At 37.9% G+C, this 18,334-nt stretch carries 18 protein-coding genes; 6 read left to right on the forward strand and 12 right to left on the reverse strand.

Features of this window, described 5'->3' with window-relative positions:
- Positions 1–7: 7 nt before the first annotated feature.
- From MHI40_RS16330 to groES, 3 genes are all read right to left on the reverse strand, one after another.
- Positions 8–1,183 carry an AAA family ATPase gene (locus MHI40_RS16330; RefSeq protein WP_340763547.1) on the reverse strand — a complete coding sequence of 392 codons (1,176 nt, stop codon included), beginning with the start codon at positions 1,181–1,183 and terminating at the stop codon, positions 8–10.
- Positions 1,184–1,676: 493 nt separating this feature from the next.
- Positions 1,677–3,308, reverse strand: a complete 1,632-nt coding sequence (gene groL, locus MHI40_RS16335; protein ID WP_093538283.1) for a chaperonin GroEL — start codon at positions 3,306–3,308, stop codon at positions 1,677–1,679.
- A gap of 42 nt (positions 3,309–3,350) precedes the next feature.
- Positions 3,351–3,635, reverse strand: a complete 285-nt coding sequence (groES, locus tag MHI40_RS16340; RefSeq protein ID WP_093538282.1) for a co-chaperone GroES — start codon at positions 3,633–3,635, stop codon at positions 3,351–3,353.
- A 187-nt stretch (positions 3,636–3,822) separates the two neighbouring features.
- Here groES and MHI40_RS16345 point away from each other — a divergent pair, with 187 nt between their 5' ends.
- Positions 3,823–4,551 (forward strand): CPBP family intramembrane glutamic endopeptidase, encoded by a 729-nt coding sequence (locus MHI40_RS16345; protein WP_340763548.1) that lies wholly within the window; start codon positions 3,823–3,825, stop codon positions 4,549–4,551.
- A 73-nt stretch (positions 4,552–4,624) separates the two neighbouring features.
- Here the strand turns inward: MHI40_RS16345 and MHI40_RS16350 are convergent, their stop codons facing one another.
- Entirely contained in the window at positions 4,625–5,266 is a 642-nt protein-coding gene (locus MHI40_RS16350; RefSeq protein WP_093538280.1) for a redox-sensing transcriptional repressor Rex, read from the reverse strand.
- Between the two features lie 129 nt (positions 5,267–5,395).
- Between MHI40_RS16350 and MHI40_RS16355 the strand changes: the two genes are divergently transcribed.
- On the forward strand, positions 5,396–7,327 hold the full coding sequence (locus tag MHI40_RS16355) for an ABC-F family ATP-binding cassette domain-containing protein (protein WP_340763549.1): 1,932 nt from the start codon (positions 5,396–5,398) through the stop codon (positions 7,325–7,327).
- Between the two features lie 561 nt (positions 7,328–7,888).
- Here MHI40_RS16355 and tsaD read toward each other — a convergent pair.
- The 6 genes from tsaD to MHI40_RS16385 all read right to left on the reverse strand — a co-directional run bounded on the left by tsaD (position 7,889) and on the right by MHI40_RS16385 (position 11,918).
- Positions 7,889–8,908: a tRNA (adenosine(37)-N6)-threonylcarbamoyltransferase complex transferase subunit TsaD gene (tsaD, locus tag MHI40_RS16360; protein WP_340763550.1), complete on the reverse strand. Its 1,020-nt coding sequence runs from the start codon at positions 8,906–8,908 to the stop codon at positions 7,889–7,891.
- Positions 8,905–9,360: a ribosomal protein S18-alanine N-acetyltransferase gene (gene rimI / locus MHI40_RS16365; RefSeq protein ID WP_093538277.1), complete on the reverse strand. Its 456-nt coding sequence runs from the start codon at positions 9,358–9,360 to the stop codon at positions 8,905–8,907. The genes tsaD and rimI overlap by 4 nt, the downstream gene beginning before the upstream one ends.
- The gene (gene tsaB, locus MHI40_RS16370; RefSeq protein ID WP_340763551.1) at positions 9,350–10,036 is read right to left on the reverse strand and encodes a tRNA (adenosine(37)-N6)-threonylcarbamoyltransferase complex dimerization subunit type 1 TsaB; all 687 of its coding nucleotides are present in this window, start codon (positions 10,034–10,036) and stop codon (positions 9,350–9,352) included. Before tsaB ends, rimI begins: the two co-directional genes overlap by 11 nt.
- Positions 10,033–10,485 carry a tRNA (adenosine(37)-N6)-threonylcarbamoyltransferase complex ATPase subunit type 1 TsaE gene (gene tsaE, locus MHI40_RS16375; protein WP_093538275.1) on the reverse strand — a complete coding sequence of 151 codons (453 nt, stop codon included), beginning with the start codon at positions 10,483–10,485 and terminating at the stop codon, positions 10,033–10,035. Before tsaE ends, tsaB begins: the two co-directional genes overlap by 4 nt.
- 349 nt (positions 10,486–10,834) lie before the next feature.
- Positions 10,835–11,245, reverse strand: a complete 411-nt coding sequence (locus MHI40_RS16380) for a YugN family protein (protein ID WP_340763552.1) — start codon at positions 11,243–11,245, stop codon at positions 10,835–10,837.
- A gap of 61 nt (positions 11,246–11,306) precedes the next feature.
- The gene (locus MHI40_RS16385) at positions 11,307–11,918 is read right to left on the reverse strand and encodes a GDSL-type esterase/lipase family protein (RefSeq protein WP_340763553.1); all 612 of its coding nucleotides are present in this window, start codon (positions 11,916–11,918) and stop codon (positions 11,307–11,309) included.
- 110 nt (positions 11,919–12,028) lie between these two features.
- Between MHI40_RS16385 and MHI40_RS16390 the strand changes: the two genes are divergently transcribed.
- Positions 12,029–13,075, forward strand: coding sequence for an acyltransferase family protein (locus tag MHI40_RS16390; protein WP_340763554.1), 1,047 nt, complete (start codon positions 12,029–12,031; stop codon positions 13,073–13,075).
- Positions 13,076–13,573: 498 nt separating this feature from the next.
- Here the strand turns inward: MHI40_RS16390 and purU are convergent, their stop codons facing one another.
- Positions 13,574–14,482: a formyltetrahydrofolate deformylase gene (gene purU, locus MHI40_RS16395; protein ID WP_340763555.1), complete on the reverse strand. Its 909-nt coding sequence runs from the start codon at positions 14,480–14,482 to the stop codon at positions 13,574–13,576.
- A gap of 142 nt (positions 14,483–14,624) precedes the next feature.
- On the opposite strand from purU, the gene MHI40_RS16400 reads away from it, so the two are divergent.
- Entirely contained in the window at positions 14,625–15,143 is a 519-nt protein-coding gene (locus MHI40_RS16400; RefSeq protein ID WP_340763556.1) for a hypothetical protein, read from the forward strand.
- Between the two features lie 23 nt (positions 15,144–15,166).
- Here the strand turns inward: MHI40_RS16400 and MHI40_RS16405 are convergent, their stop codons facing one another.
- Positions 15,167–16,159 carry an ABC transporter substrate-binding protein gene (locus tag MHI40_RS16405; RefSeq protein ID WP_340763557.1) on the reverse strand — a complete coding sequence of 331 codons (993 nt, stop codon included), beginning with the start codon at positions 16,157–16,159 and terminating at the stop codon, positions 15,167–15,169.
- Positions 16,160–16,272: 113 nt separating this feature from the next.
- On the opposite strand from MHI40_RS16405, the gene MHI40_RS16410 reads away from it, so the two are divergent.
- Both MHI40_RS16410 and MHI40_RS16415 read left to right on the forward strand, forming a co-directional pair.
- A complete protein-coding gene (locus tag MHI40_RS16410) occupies positions 16,273–17,307 on the forward strand; it encodes a FecCD family ABC transporter permease (protein WP_407691723.1) in 1,035 nt (344 codons plus the stop codon).
- Positions 17,304–18,332 carry a FecCD family ABC transporter permease gene (locus MHI40_RS16415; protein WP_407691721.1) on the forward strand — a complete coding sequence of 343 codons (1,029 nt, stop codon included), beginning with the start codon at positions 17,304–17,306 and terminating at the stop codon, positions 18,330–18,332. The genes MHI40_RS16410 and MHI40_RS16415 overlap by 4 nt, the downstream gene beginning before the upstream one ends.
- Positions 18,333–18,334: the final 2 nt, after the last annotated feature.

The following is an 18,334-nucleotide window of genomic DNA, read 5'->3' on the forward strand; positions in this document are numbered from 1 at the left end:
TCCCTTTTCACATCTTAAAAAAGATACTCGTGGAACATCTTTTTTCTTTTAGGTTATCCAAATAACAGGGTTCTAAAATCCTATCCAACATTTCATGTTGCATCGAGGTTACTTTATTTAGTAAGACATCGATATCAGCCTTTCGACTTTCACTTTGATTTTTAAGCTTATTTAAATCAGCCACTAAGGCCATCATTTTTTGAGTCGCTTCCATCCCAGTCTCTGGTGACTGATCCTGGAGTATGGAGTAGAACACTTCATTTGCTTCATTTTGTAAGGAATAGAGAGTTTGCGTAATAACGTCATGTGCATGGTTCCGAATAATGTAAGACACGGCATCTTTTTGCTCCACCTTTTCCCAAAGAACATTTTCAAGAATCGCGATATCATCCATCTGGACAACTTGCCTTTGGTTAATCATTGCTTTCGCTTGTAGAACACTCAATGACTGCTTGAACCTTCTATCTGATGGGCGAATTCCTTCATCCCTTAACTCCACACGAATTTTCGATAGGGCTTTATATACCTCGTCAGGAATGACTACCCTATCGGTCAAAAACTGGAGATGCAGCAATTCTTCCATTGTCATGAATGGCATTTGTATAGTTTGACCAGCAGCTTTCAACATCGAGACAAAATTTGTTTCATCTGCGATAAAGTCAATCTCAAATCGCAAAAGGAAACGATCAAATAGCGCATCAAGCCCTTCGTCTTCCTCAGGGTATTCATTGGAAGCACCTATTACAGACATCAAGGGAACTTGAACTGGTGACCCATTATTATAGAATAGTCTTTCATTAATAAGCGTAAGTAAGCTATTCAAAATAGCAGAGTTCGCTTTAAAGATTTCATCTAAGAAAACTATATTCGCTTCCGGCATTTTAGATGTAATAATCCGTTCGTATACGCCCTGTTCCAAACCTTTTAACGACAATGGGCCAAATACTTCCTCGGGTGTACTGAACTTTGTCAGCAACCATTGAAAATATGCAGATCCCTCTATAATTTTAGATAATTCACTCGACAATGCCGATTTTGCAGTTCCTGCAGGACCAATCATGAGCATATGTTGCCTAGAGAGTAAAGCAACTAGAATTCCTTCAACCTCATTCTCTCGTTCAAAAAACTTTGAATTGAGGGCCTGTCTGATTTCCTCTAACTTATTGCAATTAGTAAATATCATTTTATATAACTCCTTACTTTGTAATATAAATAGAAGAAACCCTTGCTTGTAGTCTCACTTTCCCATTTCTCGAAAGAAAATATATGCGAGAACTGGTTTTAATACAGTTTGATTCAAACTCATTCACTTTACTCTTCCCATAACTATATTTTACTGAAAGATGGTTCTTCTCCTTCCAAAACAGAACTAAAAATACCTCTCCATAATTCAGCGAATTAATGAGAGGCATCAATATTTAATATAAATTAAAGTGCATAAACACCAAACTATCGTTTTTTTCCTAGTAACAGCACTACAGATGAGGTGAATAGAAAGTGAGTAGAAACTATGGCCATACGGATAAAAGAGTAAGAAAAAAGGTCTTTCAACAATTCAGCGAATTGATGAAAGACCTTCCTATTTAAAGTATTTAGAGGCGCAGATGGCCAATAAAATGACTACAATCTAATAAAACATGCTCTAACCTCTGATTTAATGAGGTTATTGAATTTTATTACATCATGCCGCCCATTCCACCCATGTCCGGCATACCCATGCCGCCGCCTGCTGGTTCTGGAATATCTGCTACTACTGCTTCTGTAGTTAAGAATAATGCTGCTACAGATGCAGCATTTTGAAGTGCTGAACGAGTAACTTTAGTTGGATCTACGATACCAGCTTCGATCATGTTCACCCATTCGCCTGTTGCTGCGTTAAAGCCGATACCAACTTCTTCACGTTTCAAACGATCTACAACGATAGATCCCTCAAGACCTGCGTTGTTAGCGATTTGACGAACTGGTTCTTCTAATGCACGAAGTACAATTTTCAGTCCAGTTGCTACGTCGCCTTCTTTAGTTTCTGCTAATTCTGCAACTTTGTTATATACGTTTACTAGTGCAGTACCACCACCAGCTACGATACCTTCTTCTACAGCTGCGCGAGTTGCGTTTAAAGCATCCTCAATACGAAGCTTACGTTCTTTTAGTTCTGTTTCTGTAGCTGCTCCAACTTTCACTACTGCTACACCACCAGCTAATTTAGCAAGGCGTTCTTGTAGTTTTTCTTTGTCGAATTCAGATGTTGTGTCTTCTAATTGAGAACGGATTTGTGTTACACGACCAGCGATGCGATCAGAATCTCCGTTACCTTCTACGATTGTCGTATTGTCTTTAGATACAACAACTTTAGAAGCGCGACCTAACTGTGTAATATTAGCAGATTTTAAGTCTAAACCTAAATCTTCTGTAATTACTTCAGCCCCAGTTAATACGGCAATATCTTCTAGCATTGCTTTACGACGGTCACCAAATCCTGGAGCTTTAACAGCTACAGCATTGAATGTTCCACGTAATTTGTTTAACACTAGAGTAGCAAGTGCTTCTCCTTCTACGTCCTCAGAGATTAGTAAAAGTGGCTTGCCTTGTTGAACTACTTGCTCAAGCACAGGAAGAATTTCTTGAATGCTTGTGATTTTTTTATCAGTAATTAAAATATATGGATTATCTAAAATAGCTTCCATTTTATCTGAATCTGTCACCATATAAGGAGATGCATATCCACGATCGAATTGCATACCTTCTACTACATCAAGTTCAGTTGTAAACCCTTTAGATTCTTCAATAGTAATAACACCGTCGTTACCAACGCGTTCCATTGCTTCAGCGATTAGTTCACCAACTTCAGAATCACCTGAAGATATAGCTGCAACTTGAGCAATAGACTCTTTGCCTTCGATTTGTTTAGAGATTGCTTTTAGTTCTGTAACTGCTGCAGCAACTGCAAGGTCAATACCTTTACGGATCCCTACTGGGTTAGCACCAGCTGTTACGTTTTTCAATCCTTCGCGAATCATGGATTGTGCAAGTACTGTAGCAGTTGTTGTACCGTCACCAGCGATATCGTTTGTTTTAGAAGCAACTTCTGCCACTAATTTAGCACCCATGTTTTCGAATGCATCTTCCAATTCGATATCTTTTGCAATTGTTACACCATCATTAGTAATAAGTGGTGAACCAAATTTTTTCTCTAGAACAACGTTACGTCCTTTTGGTCCAAGTGTTACTTTAACAGCATCTGCAAGTTTATCCACTCCACGTAGCATTGCACTACGAGCGTCTTCACTGAATTTAATTTCTTTAGCCATGTGTATAGTTACCTCCTGAATATATTTTGTAAAGTTTTATTATTAGCCAATTACAGCTAGTACATCGCTTTCGCGTAATATTAAAAAGTCATTGTTGTCATATTTCACTTCTGTACCTGAATATTTAGAGAAGATGATACGGTCTCCCTCTTTAACGTCAAGTTCAACGCGAGTGCCGTTTTCAAGTACTCGTCCAGTACCTATAGCAACAATTTTTCCTTCTTGCGGTTTTTCTTTAGCAGAGTCTGGAAGTACGATGCCAGATGCTGTTTTTTCCTCAGCTTCGATTAATTCGATTATGATACGATCACCTAATGGTCTTAACAAGTGAAACTACCTCCCTAAAATAGTAAAATGTAATATTATTAGCACTCTTACTCTTTGAGTGCTAACACACTTATAATAATAATTAATCACAGAACATTTTGCAAGTGAGAAGGTATCTTTTTCTTTTATTTCCTATTTCCTATACAATAAAAGGAGAAGGTACATACAGAGAGGAATCAAACTGTTCATGAAACAACAAAAAACCGGTATCTACATTTTAATTGTTTATTGTATTATGCAGTTATCAGGAGCTGTGTTTGCACCGCTTCTTTATAAGTTATTAGAAACTATGGAAATAGAAAATGCAGCCCTCATTGCTTCTGGATGGTGGGTATTTCTTAGTATGGGGATCGCCACATTAATCACCTTGTTCATTATTAAGAAAGACAATAATTACTTAAAACCTTTAAAAGGCAAGTCTAGTTCACTCCTTCAAACAGTTGGTTGGGGAGTTATCGGCTTTTTCCTAGTCCTTTTAGGTCAAGCTTATGCAGCTAACATTGAACAAAAGTTTGGTGTGGATCCTGGATCAGAGAATACAACCCAGTTTATCGAAATCGCCCAAGCTGTACCATTAGCTATTTTTTCCATCGTTATTTTCGCTCCTATTTTAGAGGAGCTCATATTCAGGCGCATAATCTTCGGAACATTATTACCAAAAACTAATTTCTTTGTAGCTGCTTCTGTTAGTGCGATTGTATTTGGAATTATTCACTTTGACTTTACGCACATACTACTATATGCAGTATCAGGATTTATATTCTCCTTTATCTATTACAAGACGAAAAGGATTATTGCGTCTATGATTTCCCATATGCTATTAAATGGATTCGTTGTACTCGTTCAATTTTACGGAGATGAAATCCAGCAATTTTTGAAGCAATATTCCAATATGCAGTTAATATTCTTTCAATAGTACACTCCTATAACTTCTAGTCATCACTAAAAAGCCTTTGACCCATTAGCATTGTGGTCAAAGGCTTCTTTAGTTATTCAGTATGTTCGTTTCTTATGAGATAAATCAAGGTTTGCAATTCGACAGATAAATCGATTGTGTGTACTCGGATCGCATCCGTTGTTTGAATACGAATTGGTGTAAAGTTTAGTATCCCTTTAATAGACGAAGTCCCTAGTTGGTCTGCTACTTGCTGTGCTGATCTACTCGGTAAAGTGAAAATAACTAACTCAATTCCATATTCCTCTAGTTTTTCTAGCATAACACTAGAGTGATATACAGGTATATCACTAATAGTCGTTCCCTCAACAGGTGCCTTTGTATCAAAAGCTACGACAATCTTAGTGTTATGATTTTTTTGGAAGTTATACTTCAAGAAAGCAGTTCCCAAACTACCAACACCAATAAGCGCGACATTCGCTGCCTCATCCTGATCTAGTGTTTTGCGGAAAAACTCCAGTAACGTTGGTACTTCGTAGCCGTAACCCTTTTTCCCGAGAGCACCAAAATGAGAGAAATCTCTTCTAATTGTTGCGGAATCAATCTTCATCGCTTCACTCAATTCCTGTGAAGAAACTCTTTTATGTCCAGCATTATCAAAGCTTTGTAAAAATCTATAATATAATGGAAGTCTTTTTGTAGTTGCTTGAGGAATTCTTGGTATATCTGGTTTCATAAAAATCCTCCTAGTTTAGTCAAACAAATCGTTTTTATCTTACTAGACATTTCTACCATTGTAAAGCTATGGCGTTGCAACAACAAGCCCTATCTATTACACTTAAGTTAGAATTGAGGTGCGAATACTGTGATCGTTTTACAAGTCAATCAAATAACAAAATCCTTTAACGGTGAAGATATATTAACAAACGTAAAGCTAGAGGTTCAGGACAGAGACCGGGTCGCCCTTGTTGGCAGAAACGGTGCTGGAAAATCTACTTTACTTAAAATAATTGCTGGTGAGATGTCATACGATTCAGGCGAAATCATTATGCCCAAAAACATTCGTCTTGGCTATCTAGAGCAACATGCAGGTCTAGAATCTAAGCTGACTATTTGGGACGAAATGAAGACTATTTTTAGTCATCTCATTAACTCAGAAAAAGAGCTTCGTTCCTTAGAATCACAGATGGCTGATCCTTCTGTATATGAAGATACCGAGGCTTATGCAAGAGTGGCAGCAACGTACGATGAATTGCAATTAGCTTTCAATGAAGCTGGTGGTTATCGCTTCGAATCTGATATTCGATCTATCCTACATGGCATGCAGTTCTTCCCAGAAGATTATGAGAAGCCAGTACAAGCATTATCTGGTGGTCAAAAAACGAGACTAGCATTAGCTAAAATGCTTTTAAGTAAGCCAGACTTACTCATCCTCGATGAGCCTACCAATCATTTGGACATTCAAACATTAAGCTTTTTAGAAAATTATTTAAAGAATTATAATGGTGCTGTTCTTATCGTATCGCATGATCGTTACTTTTTAGATCAGGTAGTTACCTTTGTGTATGAGGTATCTCGTCATAATGTAGCAAGATTTGTTGGGAACTATAGCTCTTACTTAACGCAAAAAGCAAAAAACTATGAATTAGATAGTAAGAAATATGAAAAACAGCAAGAGGAAAAAGCAAAGCTAGAGGAGTTTGTTAGTAAAAACCTAGCTCGTGCCTCTACGACTAAAATGGCCCAATCTAGACGGAAGGTTATTGAAAAAACAGACTGGATGGATTCCCCAGATGGCGATGAAAAATCTGCTTCATTCGGATTTACTATCGACCGACCTAGTGGGAATGACGTTCTCCGCCTAGAGGAAATTGCAGTCGGTTATCCAAACAATACAGTTTCATCTAACATATCCTTTTCTGTGTACAAACAGGATCGAATTGCACTTGTTGGACCAAATGGAGTTGGAAAATCGACTTTACTAAAAACCATTATGAAACAACTGGAAGCTGCTGGAGGCAAAATTCAATACGGAACAAATGTCCAATTTGGTTATTATGACCAAGAACAAGCGGCACTGACTGGCAATAAGACAGCTTTGTTAGAACTGTGGGATGAATGGCCATTGATGAATGAGCGAGATATCCGTAACGTATTAGGTCGATTCTTATTTACGGGAGATGATGTACAAAAAACTGTATCTACACTGTCTGGTGGTGAAAAAGCTAGACTTGCACTTGCCAAGCTCATGCTTTTAAAAGCGAACACCCTTGTACTCGATGAGCCTACTAACCATCTAGACTTAGACAGTAAAGAGGTTCTCGAAAATGCATTACTTGATTTCCCAGGGACGATTATATTCGTATCCCATGACCGTTATTTCATTAACCGAATAGCAACAAAAGTGATTGAGTTAGCAAGTGATGATGCAACCCTGTTCCTTGGAGACTACGACTACTACTTAGAGAAAAAAGAAGAAATGGAAGAGCTTGCTTTAGAAAATGCTGTCGTGGAAAATACGGTAGTTACCAAAGTGAACACATCCACCATAGATAAAGAAGCTAAGAAAAAAGAACGCCAGCTTCGACGTCAGCTAGAGGAATTAGAAAGTCAGATGCCGACGGTGGACGCGGAAATTACGATAATCGAAGAAAAGCTATGTGAACCGGAGATTTTCCAAGACCATGAAGCTGTTCAACAATTACAAATGGAACTCGATCAATTGAAGGAAAAACAAGATAACTTATCCAATGAGTGGTTGGAATTACAGGAACAACTGGAAGAAATAGCGACTTAAAGAAAAAAGGTAGTGTAACCAATTTTGTTTTGGCTTCACTACCTTTTCTTTTTGCTTTCTGATCTTGGTATTTTCTCCCTGACTACTAAAATTCTACAATTTTAGTATTAATCCTTCCTTTATATTAATTTTTCATTGAATGTCTGTCGTATGGTGTACATATATGTTGGTCAAGTGCTATTTTGCAATAATTTTTCTCCACATATTTATTCACAAAGAAAAACGAGTTATATCAATCTATCAACAGGTTTATCCACATTGTCCACAATTCAAAAACTTAGTTGTCCACAGCGCTGTGCATAACAATCATACTATATATAGTTTTATCTTAAGTTACACACATGTTATCCACAAATTGTGCATAAGTACGGATGTTCTCTATTGACAACTACTAAATTCCGTGTTAAAAAACCCTCTTTTCTTGTCGAAGAAAAGAGGGCATCAATTATTTGTCTAGGCTCTAGCCCCTTGAGTTGTTTCAGAATGTCGGATAAAGGCAAAAGATGCCTTACCGTCAATTCTCCGACGCTTTTCAGGGCTATTATAGTATTTCTGTTTTTTTCAGTTCCAACTATCTAATTCTAGTCCAGGCCTACCATTCATCGACATATTACCTCTATGACCCGCTGAAAATTTCGAATTTCCTGCAGCTGCAATCATCGCAGCATTATCGGTACACAGTTTGATGGGGGGAACATAAAAAGGTATATTTTCTTTAGTAAAAGCTTCTTCTAGTGATGTACGAAGTCCTTTATTGGCAGCAACTCCACCTGCCGCTATGACTTGTTTAACTTTAAATTCTCGTGCAGCACGAATTGTTTTTGTTGTTAATACTTCCACTACACTTTGCTGGAAGCCCGCCGCCAGATGGTTCGGATTTACTTTTTCCCCTCGTTGCTCGGCGTTATGCTGATAATTGATAACTGCTGATTTTAATCCACTAAAGCTAAAATCATAGGACCCTTCTTCTAGCCAAGCTCTTGGAAATTGCAGTGCTTCGTCACTTTCATTAGCTAGTTTATCGATATGTGGGCCTCCTGGGTAAGGGAGATTCAGTACACGTGCTACTTTATCGTACGCTTCACCTGCAGCGTCATCTCTAGTCTCACCGATTAGTTCGAACAGACCATCGTCCTTCATCAATACAAGCTCTGTATGCCCTCCAGAAACAACTAATGCAAGAAGTGGAAATTCCATCTTCTGTACTAGCGCATTTGCATAAATATGTCCAGCGATATGATGAACTCCGACAAGTGGAAGCCCATTCGCAAAAGCAAATGCTTTCGCTGCATTTATACCTATTAGAAGAGCCCCTACTAACCCAGGTCCTTCTGTTACTGCAACTGCATCTAAATCCTGAGGTGTCATGCCTGCTTGTTTTAATGCTTCTTCAATGACAATCGTAATTTGCTCCACATGATGTCTGGATGCAATTTCGGGCACTACCCCACCGAATCGTTTATGACTTTCAATTTGTGAAGCGACTACATTGGAAATAATCTCTTGCCCATTTTTTACTATCGATGCCGCTGTCTCATCACAGCTCGTTTCTATCCCTAAGATATATTGGTCTTTCATCATTTAAATTCCACCCACATCACAAGTGCATCCTCTCCGGTATCTGAATAATAATTTTTCCGTATGCCTCCGTCTTGAAAATTGAGTTTATGATATAAGTTCTTCGCTACATCATTTGAAACTCTAACTTCTAACGTCATGAGAACTACATTTTGCTCTGTTACAACACGGATAGCTTCACGCATTAAGCCTTCGCCAATTTTGTTTCCACGCATTCTTTCCGATACCGCCACATTGGTAATATGACTTTCATCCATCACTACCCACATGCCACAGTATCCAACTAACTCTTTCGTTTCAGTTTCAGCTACAAGATAGTGTGAATATTCATTTGTCGTCATTTCGTGCTCAAAGGCTTCTCTTGTCCACGGTGTATCGAAAGCTTCCTCTTCGATTAACAGAACTTGGTCTATATCATCTATTGTCATTTTGCGATACGTAATATTAGTTTCCATTTTTCTTCTGCTCTTTCATCCAGTTTGCCTCTGCTTCTGTAATACGTAAATACTCCGGCACTACTGTATGCACTTCGTCAGGCTCCATTTTTTTTGCCATTTCTATTAAAACTGCAGCATTTGGTAAATCGAAAGCAGCATTAACACGTTGCACCTTATCTCCAAGTACTTCCTTTATATGCTCCCAGTGAATTGTAACGTCCATCCCAACAAACAAAACTGGCTGTTCTAAATTATCTAACGTGGTCAGTAGATCTACTAAAGACATATGCGCTTCTTTTACTACTTCACCGTTTGTATAGATTCCAGCAAAGACATTACCGCGACGTGCATCCATAATAGAACACACTACTCCTTGGAAATAGGGTGCATTCTCGGCAAGTACATGTAAGCTCGATACTGAATATATCGGCACCTTTAGTGTCCATGCGAGCGTTTTTCCAATCGTAACTCCAATACGGACTCCTGTATAAGAACCGGGTCCTTTCGCTACAGCAATTGCCTCTATTTCATTTGGCTTGATATTTGCTTTTTCCATTAATTCTTCAATCGCTGGCATTGTTCCAATCGAGTGAGTAATTTTCATAGAGGACTGAATCGAAGCAAGTACTTGTTCGTCCTTTACAATAGCTACCGCTAGCGGTGTATGTGATGTATCTATCCCTAACCAAATCATTCAAAAAGCTCCTCACATAATTGTTCATATCGTTCGCCCAGGGGCATAAACGTAAATTTTCTGGCATTCTCATCTAGCCGTAGTATCTGAATCGCTAATCGTTCTGCTGGTAGGTCTTCTTCTATCAAATGGGCCCACTCAATAATACTGACCGCATCCCCGTAAAACAGCTCGTCCCACCCTAGATCCTCGTCACTATTTGCAAGTCGGTAAACATCTAAATGGTTTAACGGGAGCCTACCCTCATACTGTTTTAAAATAGTAAAAGTGGGACTGTTCACGTTACGCTTAATACCCAAACCTTTTGCCACACTTTTAGTGAATGTCGTTTTACCTGCTCCTAAATCACCTTCTAGAGTCAGGACATCCCCGGCATGTAAGCGAGCTGCCATTTGCTCAGCAAGAGCCTGTGTTTCTTGCTCCGAATTAATCATTCGTTCATATTTCATCGGTTGCTTTCCTTTCCAGTTATATCTCTAATGCTTCTATTATAATGAAATACGTCGAATATTGTAAGTGTGGGGTCTTTCAGTTAGCTTCTAGCAAGAACAAAAGCGCAAGCGCCTAGGTAAGACCCGACAAGCGCTGGAAGAATAGCAATAAAGGCGCTCTTTGCCTTTATTGCTATTCTGAAGCGACTCGAGGGGCTAGACGCTGAAGTCTGGACGAATAATTACTTGTAGAAGGTTATCCGAAAATCAGTAAAAGGTTCAGTAAATCCAGATTTCACGCTACATACACTTTCTCATCAGTTAAAAAAAAAGACCATTTCGCAACTTGTGCAAAATGATCTTTCACTTATTGAACTAACCGTACGATTTTCTCAACTGCTTGTTCTCCAGCTGCTGTCCATTTATTTTGGTTTTCAATTTGACCATCCTTATCAACTGGAGGTTGGAATTGATTGAACCCTGTAGATGTGAGCAGTGAATTCTCCTCATCATCTAACCCTATATTAACAACATGCTTGATCACATAAGGAGTTTGAAACTTAATCTGTGCGTCGTAATTATCTAACTCCCCTTCCACCACTTCAAATGGAAGTCGCAAGTAAATAGTTTCCCCTTCTTCTCGCCATAATACATTGTCAAAACTGCCTTTATGGTAGTCCCAATTTCCACCTATCGTATACCCGAGGCTATCTATTCTACTTCTTAAATCACCAAAACCGATTTCTTTTCCTTCTAACTCTGTTTGTAATTGCAGCATGAAAAATTCACTCCTCATTCGAATCTTTCTATTATCATTACCAACAATCGCTAGAAAAATACTAGCCTCTCATTAATCGGTCTACTAACTTTTTAAAGAAACCATCCTCAATTTCCATGTCCTCTATCTTTTCCACTATTACATCAGAAAGCAATTCATAGCAAGCTTCCCCAAAATGAAGTCCATCATTCTTCTCTCCAACTAATAACTCCTTATAGTTTGGCTTTGAGTATACAATTTGAAAAAAGTCGATAAAATAACTGTTTGTCTCTTCTGCCACCTCTTGAACGACCTGAGCATATTGTTTTAAACGTTCATTCGTTCGGTTGCTCTGAAGGGATTCATCAACGGGAGCTGGGCTTATTAATATAGTCTTTTCTGGACCAATCTGCTTTGTAAACAATGAAATATTACGCTTAAACGTATCTATATCTACCAACTTATCAGTTGCCGAATCATTTGCTCCAAATAATACAGTCACTACATCTGGACGTTTTGATAACACATCTTTGTTAAAACGAAACATCGCTTGCTCCGTTGTATTTCCGGATACTCCTGCATTGATAAATTTATAATTAGGCATTTTTGAAGACATTTTATGAGTTAATATGGGCGATGGATACCCTTCTTTTCTGGCAGTGATACTATCACCAAAACAAATTACTTCCAACATATAACAAAACTCCTTTTAAAAATATGTAATATACTTGAAACACATTATACGTTTATAATTACCCAAAAACGGATAAACAAACATAGATATTATGTTTTGGAGGAAGTTTTATGGCTAACAAGCGATTAACATGGGTCGATGTGACAAAAGGATTCTTAATGATATTAGTTGTAATCGGACATTATCCAGGTGAATTGGATTTTCCGTTTATCACATATATATATTGGTTTCATATGCCGGCCTTTTTCTTATTAAGTGGATTATTTTTCAAAGAATTAAAAGAGGAACAAGATACAAAAGTCTCTATCAAAAAAAGATTTCTACAGCTGATGGTACCTTATTTCTTTTTCCTATTAGCCATTACAACTGTTCGATATGGAATGGAGCTTGCAGGAGGTAACTTCGACTTATCCTGGTACATACAAGATTTATGGAAATTAGTTATTGCGGGTCGTTTTGCACGTGGTGCTTATGGAGTTTTCTGGTTCGTCACCACATTGTTCTTTACATATTTATTGTTCACATTGATGACAAAGTATTTAAATCGATTCAAACAAATAGTATTACTTATCGTATTTTACATCGTCGCACATTTAGAAAGTATTTTTGCAATGCAATATATTAGTGGAGCTCCAGATAAAGCTTCACAAACAATTCCAATGCTTTGGAACTTGGATGTCGTCTTAATGGCAATCGTCTATTTTTCTCTTGGCTATTATGCTAAATCTATTTGGATGAACATTACTAAAACGTGGTTTATCGGAGCTCTAATTGTGGCAATAACTGCCATAGTTACTGATAAACTTGGGGTTATTGATTATCACTTAAGTATGAAATTCCTTCGCTATGAACATTTACTACTAGACTTAGTTATACCCATTGCGTTCATAATCGTTATTCTTGGTCTGTTCCAAAGAATTACTACTATTCTTTCGTTAGACTGGTTGGCAAAAATTGAAAAACATTCAATTACTATTATGTATTTGCATATTTTCACTGATATTATCCTGAACGACTATTTCCAATACGGCATTATTGGTTTTACGACACTCGGATTAATCATACCGATCATAGCATCTATCATTATTCAAAAAATGATTCCATACGGAAGGTTCTTATTAGGAGATATTCGAGCAAAGAAACCCATTCAAATTTAATAGAAGCCCTACCAGAGAAATAATTGCTCTGGTAGGGCTTTTATTGTCGGAGAATTTATGTGAAAAATCATGCATCTTTGACATCATTAGATAGAGATTCGAATAACGACACACAATAAAATAGAACATTAGTTCTTTTTTGTGTTATAATAAGTTGGCAATTACATAGTAGGGTAGGCGGCTGGTCACTTTTCCGTTAGGAGGTGTTGCCATGACAACATACCAGATGATGAGTTTGTTGATCCAGCTTAGTGCTGTACTGATAGCAACCTTTTCCATAGTAGTGACCATTATCATTTTCTTTGTAAAAAAGAAATAACCGTCCCCTGAGCTAAAGGTTTGACGGTTATTTTCGACCTTGGACCAACCGCTCTTTCCGCGGTCTGTAATTGCTGACTGGATATTCGCGTATCCAGTCTTTATAGTCTCTGTTTCTATATCCATTATATACAGAAGGAGTAGCGCATTCAACCTATATGAGCATTACCAACTTTTGACTTAGTGGAAAACGATCGTCTTATTGCCTTCTACGATAACACGATTTTCTAAATGCCATTTCACAGCTTTTGTTAATACTCGTCGCTCGATATTACGTCCAATTTTCTTTAACTGAACTACGTCATCCCGATGATCTACTCGCTCCACATCTTGTTCGATAATTGGACCTTCATCTAAATTATTTGTTACATAATGAGAAGTAGCCCCAATCAGCTTTACTCCGCGTTCGTATGCCCGCTCATATGGACCAGCACCGATAAACGCTGGTAGAAATGAATGATGTATATTAATAATCCGATTTTCAAAATGCTCTACAAACTCTGGTGTTAATATTTGCATATAACGAGCCAGGATGAGTAAATCTACTTTGTACTGCTCCATTAAACGAACCTGTTCAGCTTCCACTTGTTTTCGAATTTCTTTGTTTGCTGGTATATAATAATATGGAATGCCTAGAGCCTCGACAAATGGTCTGGCGTCTTCATGATTACTAATGACTACAACTATATCTGTATCCAAATCTCCGTTTTGCCATTCCCATAAAAGCTCCATTAAACAGTGTGGTTCCTTAGAAACAAAAATTGCAGAACGTGTACGCTCACGTAAATAATTAAAACTATATTCCATATTATGCACTGCAGCAATTTGTTCGAAATCCTTTTCCATTTGTGCACACTTTCCAACTAAACCTTCACAATGATATGCAATTCGTATAAAAAATGTACCGTTCACTGGATCACTGGAATATTGGCTAGACTCAATAATATTTGAATTATGTGTGTGTAAAAATGTTGATAGCACTGACACGATTCCTGGTTTATCAGGGCATTTTACTAGCAATCGTCCACGATTTTCAAAATGACTGTTTTGATGTTGTGAGTTACTTTTTGCTTTCATGTTAATAGACATAGAAACAGCTCCCATTATATAAATATTAATTTTCTTATTATGCTACATTCTATCTGTCTTCTCAACCCTTTAGTAAATTAAATGATTAAAGGGGGGTACAATCGATGTTAAACATAGAATTTTACGCAAAGAGGGTGTGTACATGCATCAGAAACTGACGAAAAAACTATTTAAATTGTTTACAGGTGAATTGACCGCAACAATCATGTTTGGAGGTGTATGGCTACTATTTTTACATATGTATGAATGGGCAAATCCATACTTAACTTCTTTTCCCCCTTTATATGCATTTCTATTCCTAGAATTTCTATTATTACAAGGAAGTTATTATTGGTATTTAAAATGGAGACAAGCTAAGCATAGGGATTTCACTATATTGCCCGATTATCATCTGAAATTTTTTCGGATTCTAAAGCGAGTGAATCTTTTTCTTATAGGAGCTGGCTTTGTTCTATTGATATATGAATCGATAAATCATTCTAAAGCCTACTATTGGACCCTCTTTTTATATTTGTTTGCGCTAGCAGAGTATATAAATTATTACTATATTCGCTTGTCTTATCAATCTGTGGATGAGATGAAGGACTTTCTGCGACATAGAAAGTTACGTAGATCTAAATTGGCAGAAGAACTAAAACAATTAAAGGCTATCTCCCAATAACAGGGAGATAGCCTCTTGGCAAACTATTTTACAATGCTTTTTAAAATATTGTCGATAATTTGTTCATTAGCAATTGTTCCAGTGTATAACCAACTTTCGTCTGGGGAAAATTCATATACATTTCCAGCTTTTACAGCAGGAACACTGTTCCATAATGCTTCACTTAAAGCAGTAGAACCACTTGTTGTATCACTATTGATCAAGAATAAATGCTCTGCATCTAACTCAACCAGTTTTTCTAAAGATATTTCACTCCAGTTACCAGTTGCACTTGCTGAAATTTCTTTTACTACTGCAGGTGTCTTCAATCCTAAGTCACCATACATTACCGCACCACTAGATAAGTTTTCTCCTACTACGAAGAATTTCCCACCTACTAGCCATACAGCAGCTACTGAAGGATTTCCTACCTCAGCTTCTATCGTTGCTTTTGCTTCTGCCGCTTTTGCATCATAATCTTCCAGTGCTTTTTGAGCTTCTGCTTCTTTACCGAATACTTCCCCTACACGCTTTAGTTCGTCGCGCCAATCGTTGTTGACTTCTGTTCCAATTACGTATGTTGGAGCAATTTTACTGTATTGCTCGTATTTACCGCCTTCTACCATGCTTGCTGAATCCATGATGATCAAGTCAGGTGCGTATTCTTGAACTGCTTCGAATGGTAGGTCATAAGGAATCATTGGAACGTCTTTTAAATCGTCCTGTAAATATCCCTGTATGCTTGCTCCATCATTTACACTCCATTGTGCAACAGGAGTTATTCCTAATGCGACTAAATTATCTTCTAAGTATGAAGCTAGTACACGTTCTGGGTTAACAGGCACTACTACTTCATTGCCCATCGCATCTGTCAATGTACGTGTATCGCTTTCCTGTACGTCCGTTGCTTGTTCTTCTGCTTTATCTGTTGTGGACTGCTCTTTAGAATCTTCATCACCACAAGCCGCTAATGCTAAAGCTAAAGCACCTGCTCCTACTAATTGTATCCATTTATTTTTACCTAGTATATTTTTCATGTTAATCTCCCTTTTGGTATGATATAATAGAATCATTGATAATGATTCTCGATTTCAATTAGAATACAAATTCTTTCATTTGTCAATATTTATTTTTTCTTAAAATGGGGATAATGATACATATGAATACTAAAACAACATTAGATTATAAAAATCCTTTCACTAGCTCTGCTGTCATTATCATTGGCATCATACTACTTGCCCTTAGTGTGGTGGTATCTATAAATTTTGGGGCATCCTCCACCTTAAGCTATCAGGACGTATGGAGTGCTATTTTTCACTTTGATCCAACTAATTCTTCCCATGTTATCATTCGTGAACTTCGACTTCCCCGAGCTATAGCCGCTATTTCTGTTGGAGCTGCTTTAGCAGTATCTGGTGCAATCATGCAAGGGATGACAAGAAATCCATTGGCTTCCCCATCCATAATGGGGGTTACTTCAGGGTCATCTTTTTTAATAGCCATTGCGCTAGCTGCGTTACCAGGTATAAGTTACTTGGGCTTAATGATGTTCTCATTCGTTGGAGCGGGGCTCGGTGCAGCTTTAGTATTTGGAATCTCTGCTATGGCGAAGGGTGGAGTTACTCCGGTAAAATTAGCGCTAGTCGGCTCAGCCATTACTTCCTTACTTAGTTCCCTATCCACAGCTATTGGTATTAAATTCAATGTATCAAAGGATATCAGCTACTGGTATGCTGGCGGCGTATCGAGTATTCAGCCGCAACATATTTTATTTGCTATTCCATTTATCATCGTCGGACTTATATTAGCGTTAATCTTGTCGCGCTCTATCTCTGTGCTAAGTTTAGGAGAAGATGTCGCAAAAGGACTCGGTCAACGAACCGGTTATGTACAATTGTTAGGAACAATTGCTGTACTTCTATTAACGGGAGCTGCAGTATCCATTGCTGGGATGATTGGTTTTGTAGGTCTGGTAATTCCTCATATCACTAGATTTCTAGTTGGAGTAGATTATCGGTGGATTATTCCATGTTCCGCTATTTTAGGCGGTATATTATTGATCACTGCAGATATCGTTGGACGCAGTGTAAATCCTCCCTTTGAGACACCTGTTAGTGCAATTACTGCCTTGATCGGTGTGCCGTTCTTTCTCTACCTAGCACGTAAAGAGGGGAGAGGATTATGATGCCAAACACTTTAGCTAAAAATGAAGCCAAATATAAGTTTCTTATGATCACTACATTTATTTTAATCATTATGGCTATTCTTATAAGTATTAATGCAGGATATATGAAAATACCGATTGCCGATGTTATTGCTACATTGTTTGGTAATGGTACTCCTCAAAATGAACTTACTATATTTGAATTCCGCTTACCTCGAATATTCATGGCCTTACTGGTAGGTTTAGGAATTTCTATATCTGGTGCAATTTTGCAAGGAATTTCTGGAAATCCACTAGCTGATCCCGGTATTCTAGGCATCAATGCTGGTGCAGGTTTTACCATCGTGCTTTATATGTTCTTTTTTCAAGGAACTGTCTTTATAACTGGTTGGCTTTCTATTTTCATCATGCCATTTGCAGCACTAATCGGAGGATTTATAGCAGCATTTCTCATCTATATAATTTCCTGGAAAAATGGTCGTGTAACTCCTATACGGCTAATACTTGTAGGAATCGGGATTAATGCTGCATTTGGAGCAGGTCTAACTATTTTCCAAATGAAAATGGAGCCGATTGACTTTATGAAAGCGATCGTTTGGCTTTCTGGTAGTATTTGGGGAACAAATTGGACATTTGTTTGGATGATTGCACTTTGGTTAGTTGTCCTGATCCCAATTGTTCTTTATAAATCTCGAGTCTTAGATGTATTAAAGTTAGGAGACTCTATTGCAATAGGTGTCGGGGCCAATATTGAAAAAGAAAGACGCTTCCTTCTGTTCATTTCCGTAGCGATTGCGGCGGTTTGTGTATCAGTTGGAGGAGGAATTACTTTTCTCGGTCTAATCGCTCCACATATGGCACGCCGTTTAGTAGGTGCTTCTCATGCCAAGTCACTACCCCTAGCAGCTTTGCTAGGAGCACTGTTACTATTACTAGCAGACACCCTTGGCCGAGTCATATTAGCACCAATGGAACTCCCAGTCGGATTGGTTATCTCCGTTCTTGGTGCTCCTTACTTTATCTACTTACTTATAAAAACGAACTAAAT

This window comes from Psychrobacillus sp. FSL H8-0510 (assembly GCF_038008345.1).
Classification (GTDB): Bacteria; Bacillota; Bacilli; order Bacillales_A; family Planococcaceae; genus Psychrobacillus; species Psychrobacillus psychrotolerans.

What these genes read in the sequence shown, in the direction of transcription:
- MHI40_RS16410 (WP_407691723.1), top strand. Translation starts at nt 16,273, where the DNA reads ATGATACATATGAATACTAAAACAACATTAGATTATAAAAATCCTTTC.
- MHI40_RS16385 (WP_340763553.1), bottom strand. Translation starts at nt 11,918, where the DNA reads ATGTTGGAAGTAATTTGTTTTGGTGATAGTATCACTGCCAGAAAAGAA.
- rimI (WP_093538277.1), bottom strand. Translation starts at nt 9,360, where the DNA reads ATGGAAACTAATATTACGTATCGCAAAATGACAATAGATGATATAGAC.
- purU (WP_340763555.1), bottom strand. Translation starts at nt 14,482, where the DNA reads ATGTCTATTAACATGAAAGCAAAAAGTAACTCACAACATCAAAACAGT.
- groL (WP_093538283.1), bottom strand. Translation starts at nt 3,308, where the DNA reads ATGGCTAAAGAAATTAAATTCAGTGAAGACGCTCGTAGTGCAATGCTA.
- MHI40_RS16390 (WP_340763554.1), top strand. Translation starts at nt 12,029, where the DNA reads ATGGCTAACAAGCGATTAACATGGGTCGATGTGACAAAAGGATTCTTA.
- MHI40_RS16380 (WP_340763552.1), bottom strand. Translation starts at nt 11,245, where the DNA reads ATGCTGCAATTACAAACAGAGTTAGAAGGAAAAGAAATCGGTTTTGGT.
- tsaD (WP_340763550.1), bottom strand. Translation starts at nt 8,908, where the DNA reads ATGATGAAAGACCAATATATCTTAGGGATAGAAACGAGCTGTGATGAG.
- tsaE (WP_093538275.1), bottom strand. Translation starts at nt 10,485, where the DNA reads ATGAAATATGAACGAATGATTAATTCGGAGCAAGAAACACAGGCTCTT.
- MHI40_RS16415 (WP_407691721.1), top strand. Translation starts at nt 17,304, where the DNA reads ATGATGCCAAACACTTTAGCTAAAAATGAAGCCAAATATAAGTTTCTT.
- MHI40_RS16405 (WP_340763557.1), bottom strand. Translation starts at nt 16,159, where the DNA reads ATGAAAAATATACTAGGTAAAAATAAATGGATACAATTAGTAGGAGCA.
- MHI40_RS16400 (WP_340763556.1), top strand. Translation starts at nt 14,625, where the DNA reads ATGCATCAGAAACTGACGAAAAAACTATTTAAATTGTTTACAGGTGAA.
- MHI40_RS16330 (WP_340763547.1), bottom strand. Translation starts at nt 1,183, where the DNA reads ATGATATTTACTAATTGCAATAAGTTAGAGGAAATCAGACAGGCCCTC.
- MHI40_RS16350 (WP_093538280.1), bottom strand. Translation starts at nt 5,266, where the DNA reads ATGAAACCAGATATACCAAGAATTCCTCAAGCAACTACAAAAAGACTT.
- MHI40_RS16345 (WP_340763548.1), top strand. Translation starts at nt 3,823, where the DNA reads ATGAAACAACAAAAAACCGGTATCTACATTTTAATTGTTTATTGTATT.
- tsaB (WP_340763551.1), bottom strand. Translation starts at nt 10,036, where the DNA reads ATGATTTGGTTAGGGATAGATACATCACATACACCGCTAGCGGTAGCT.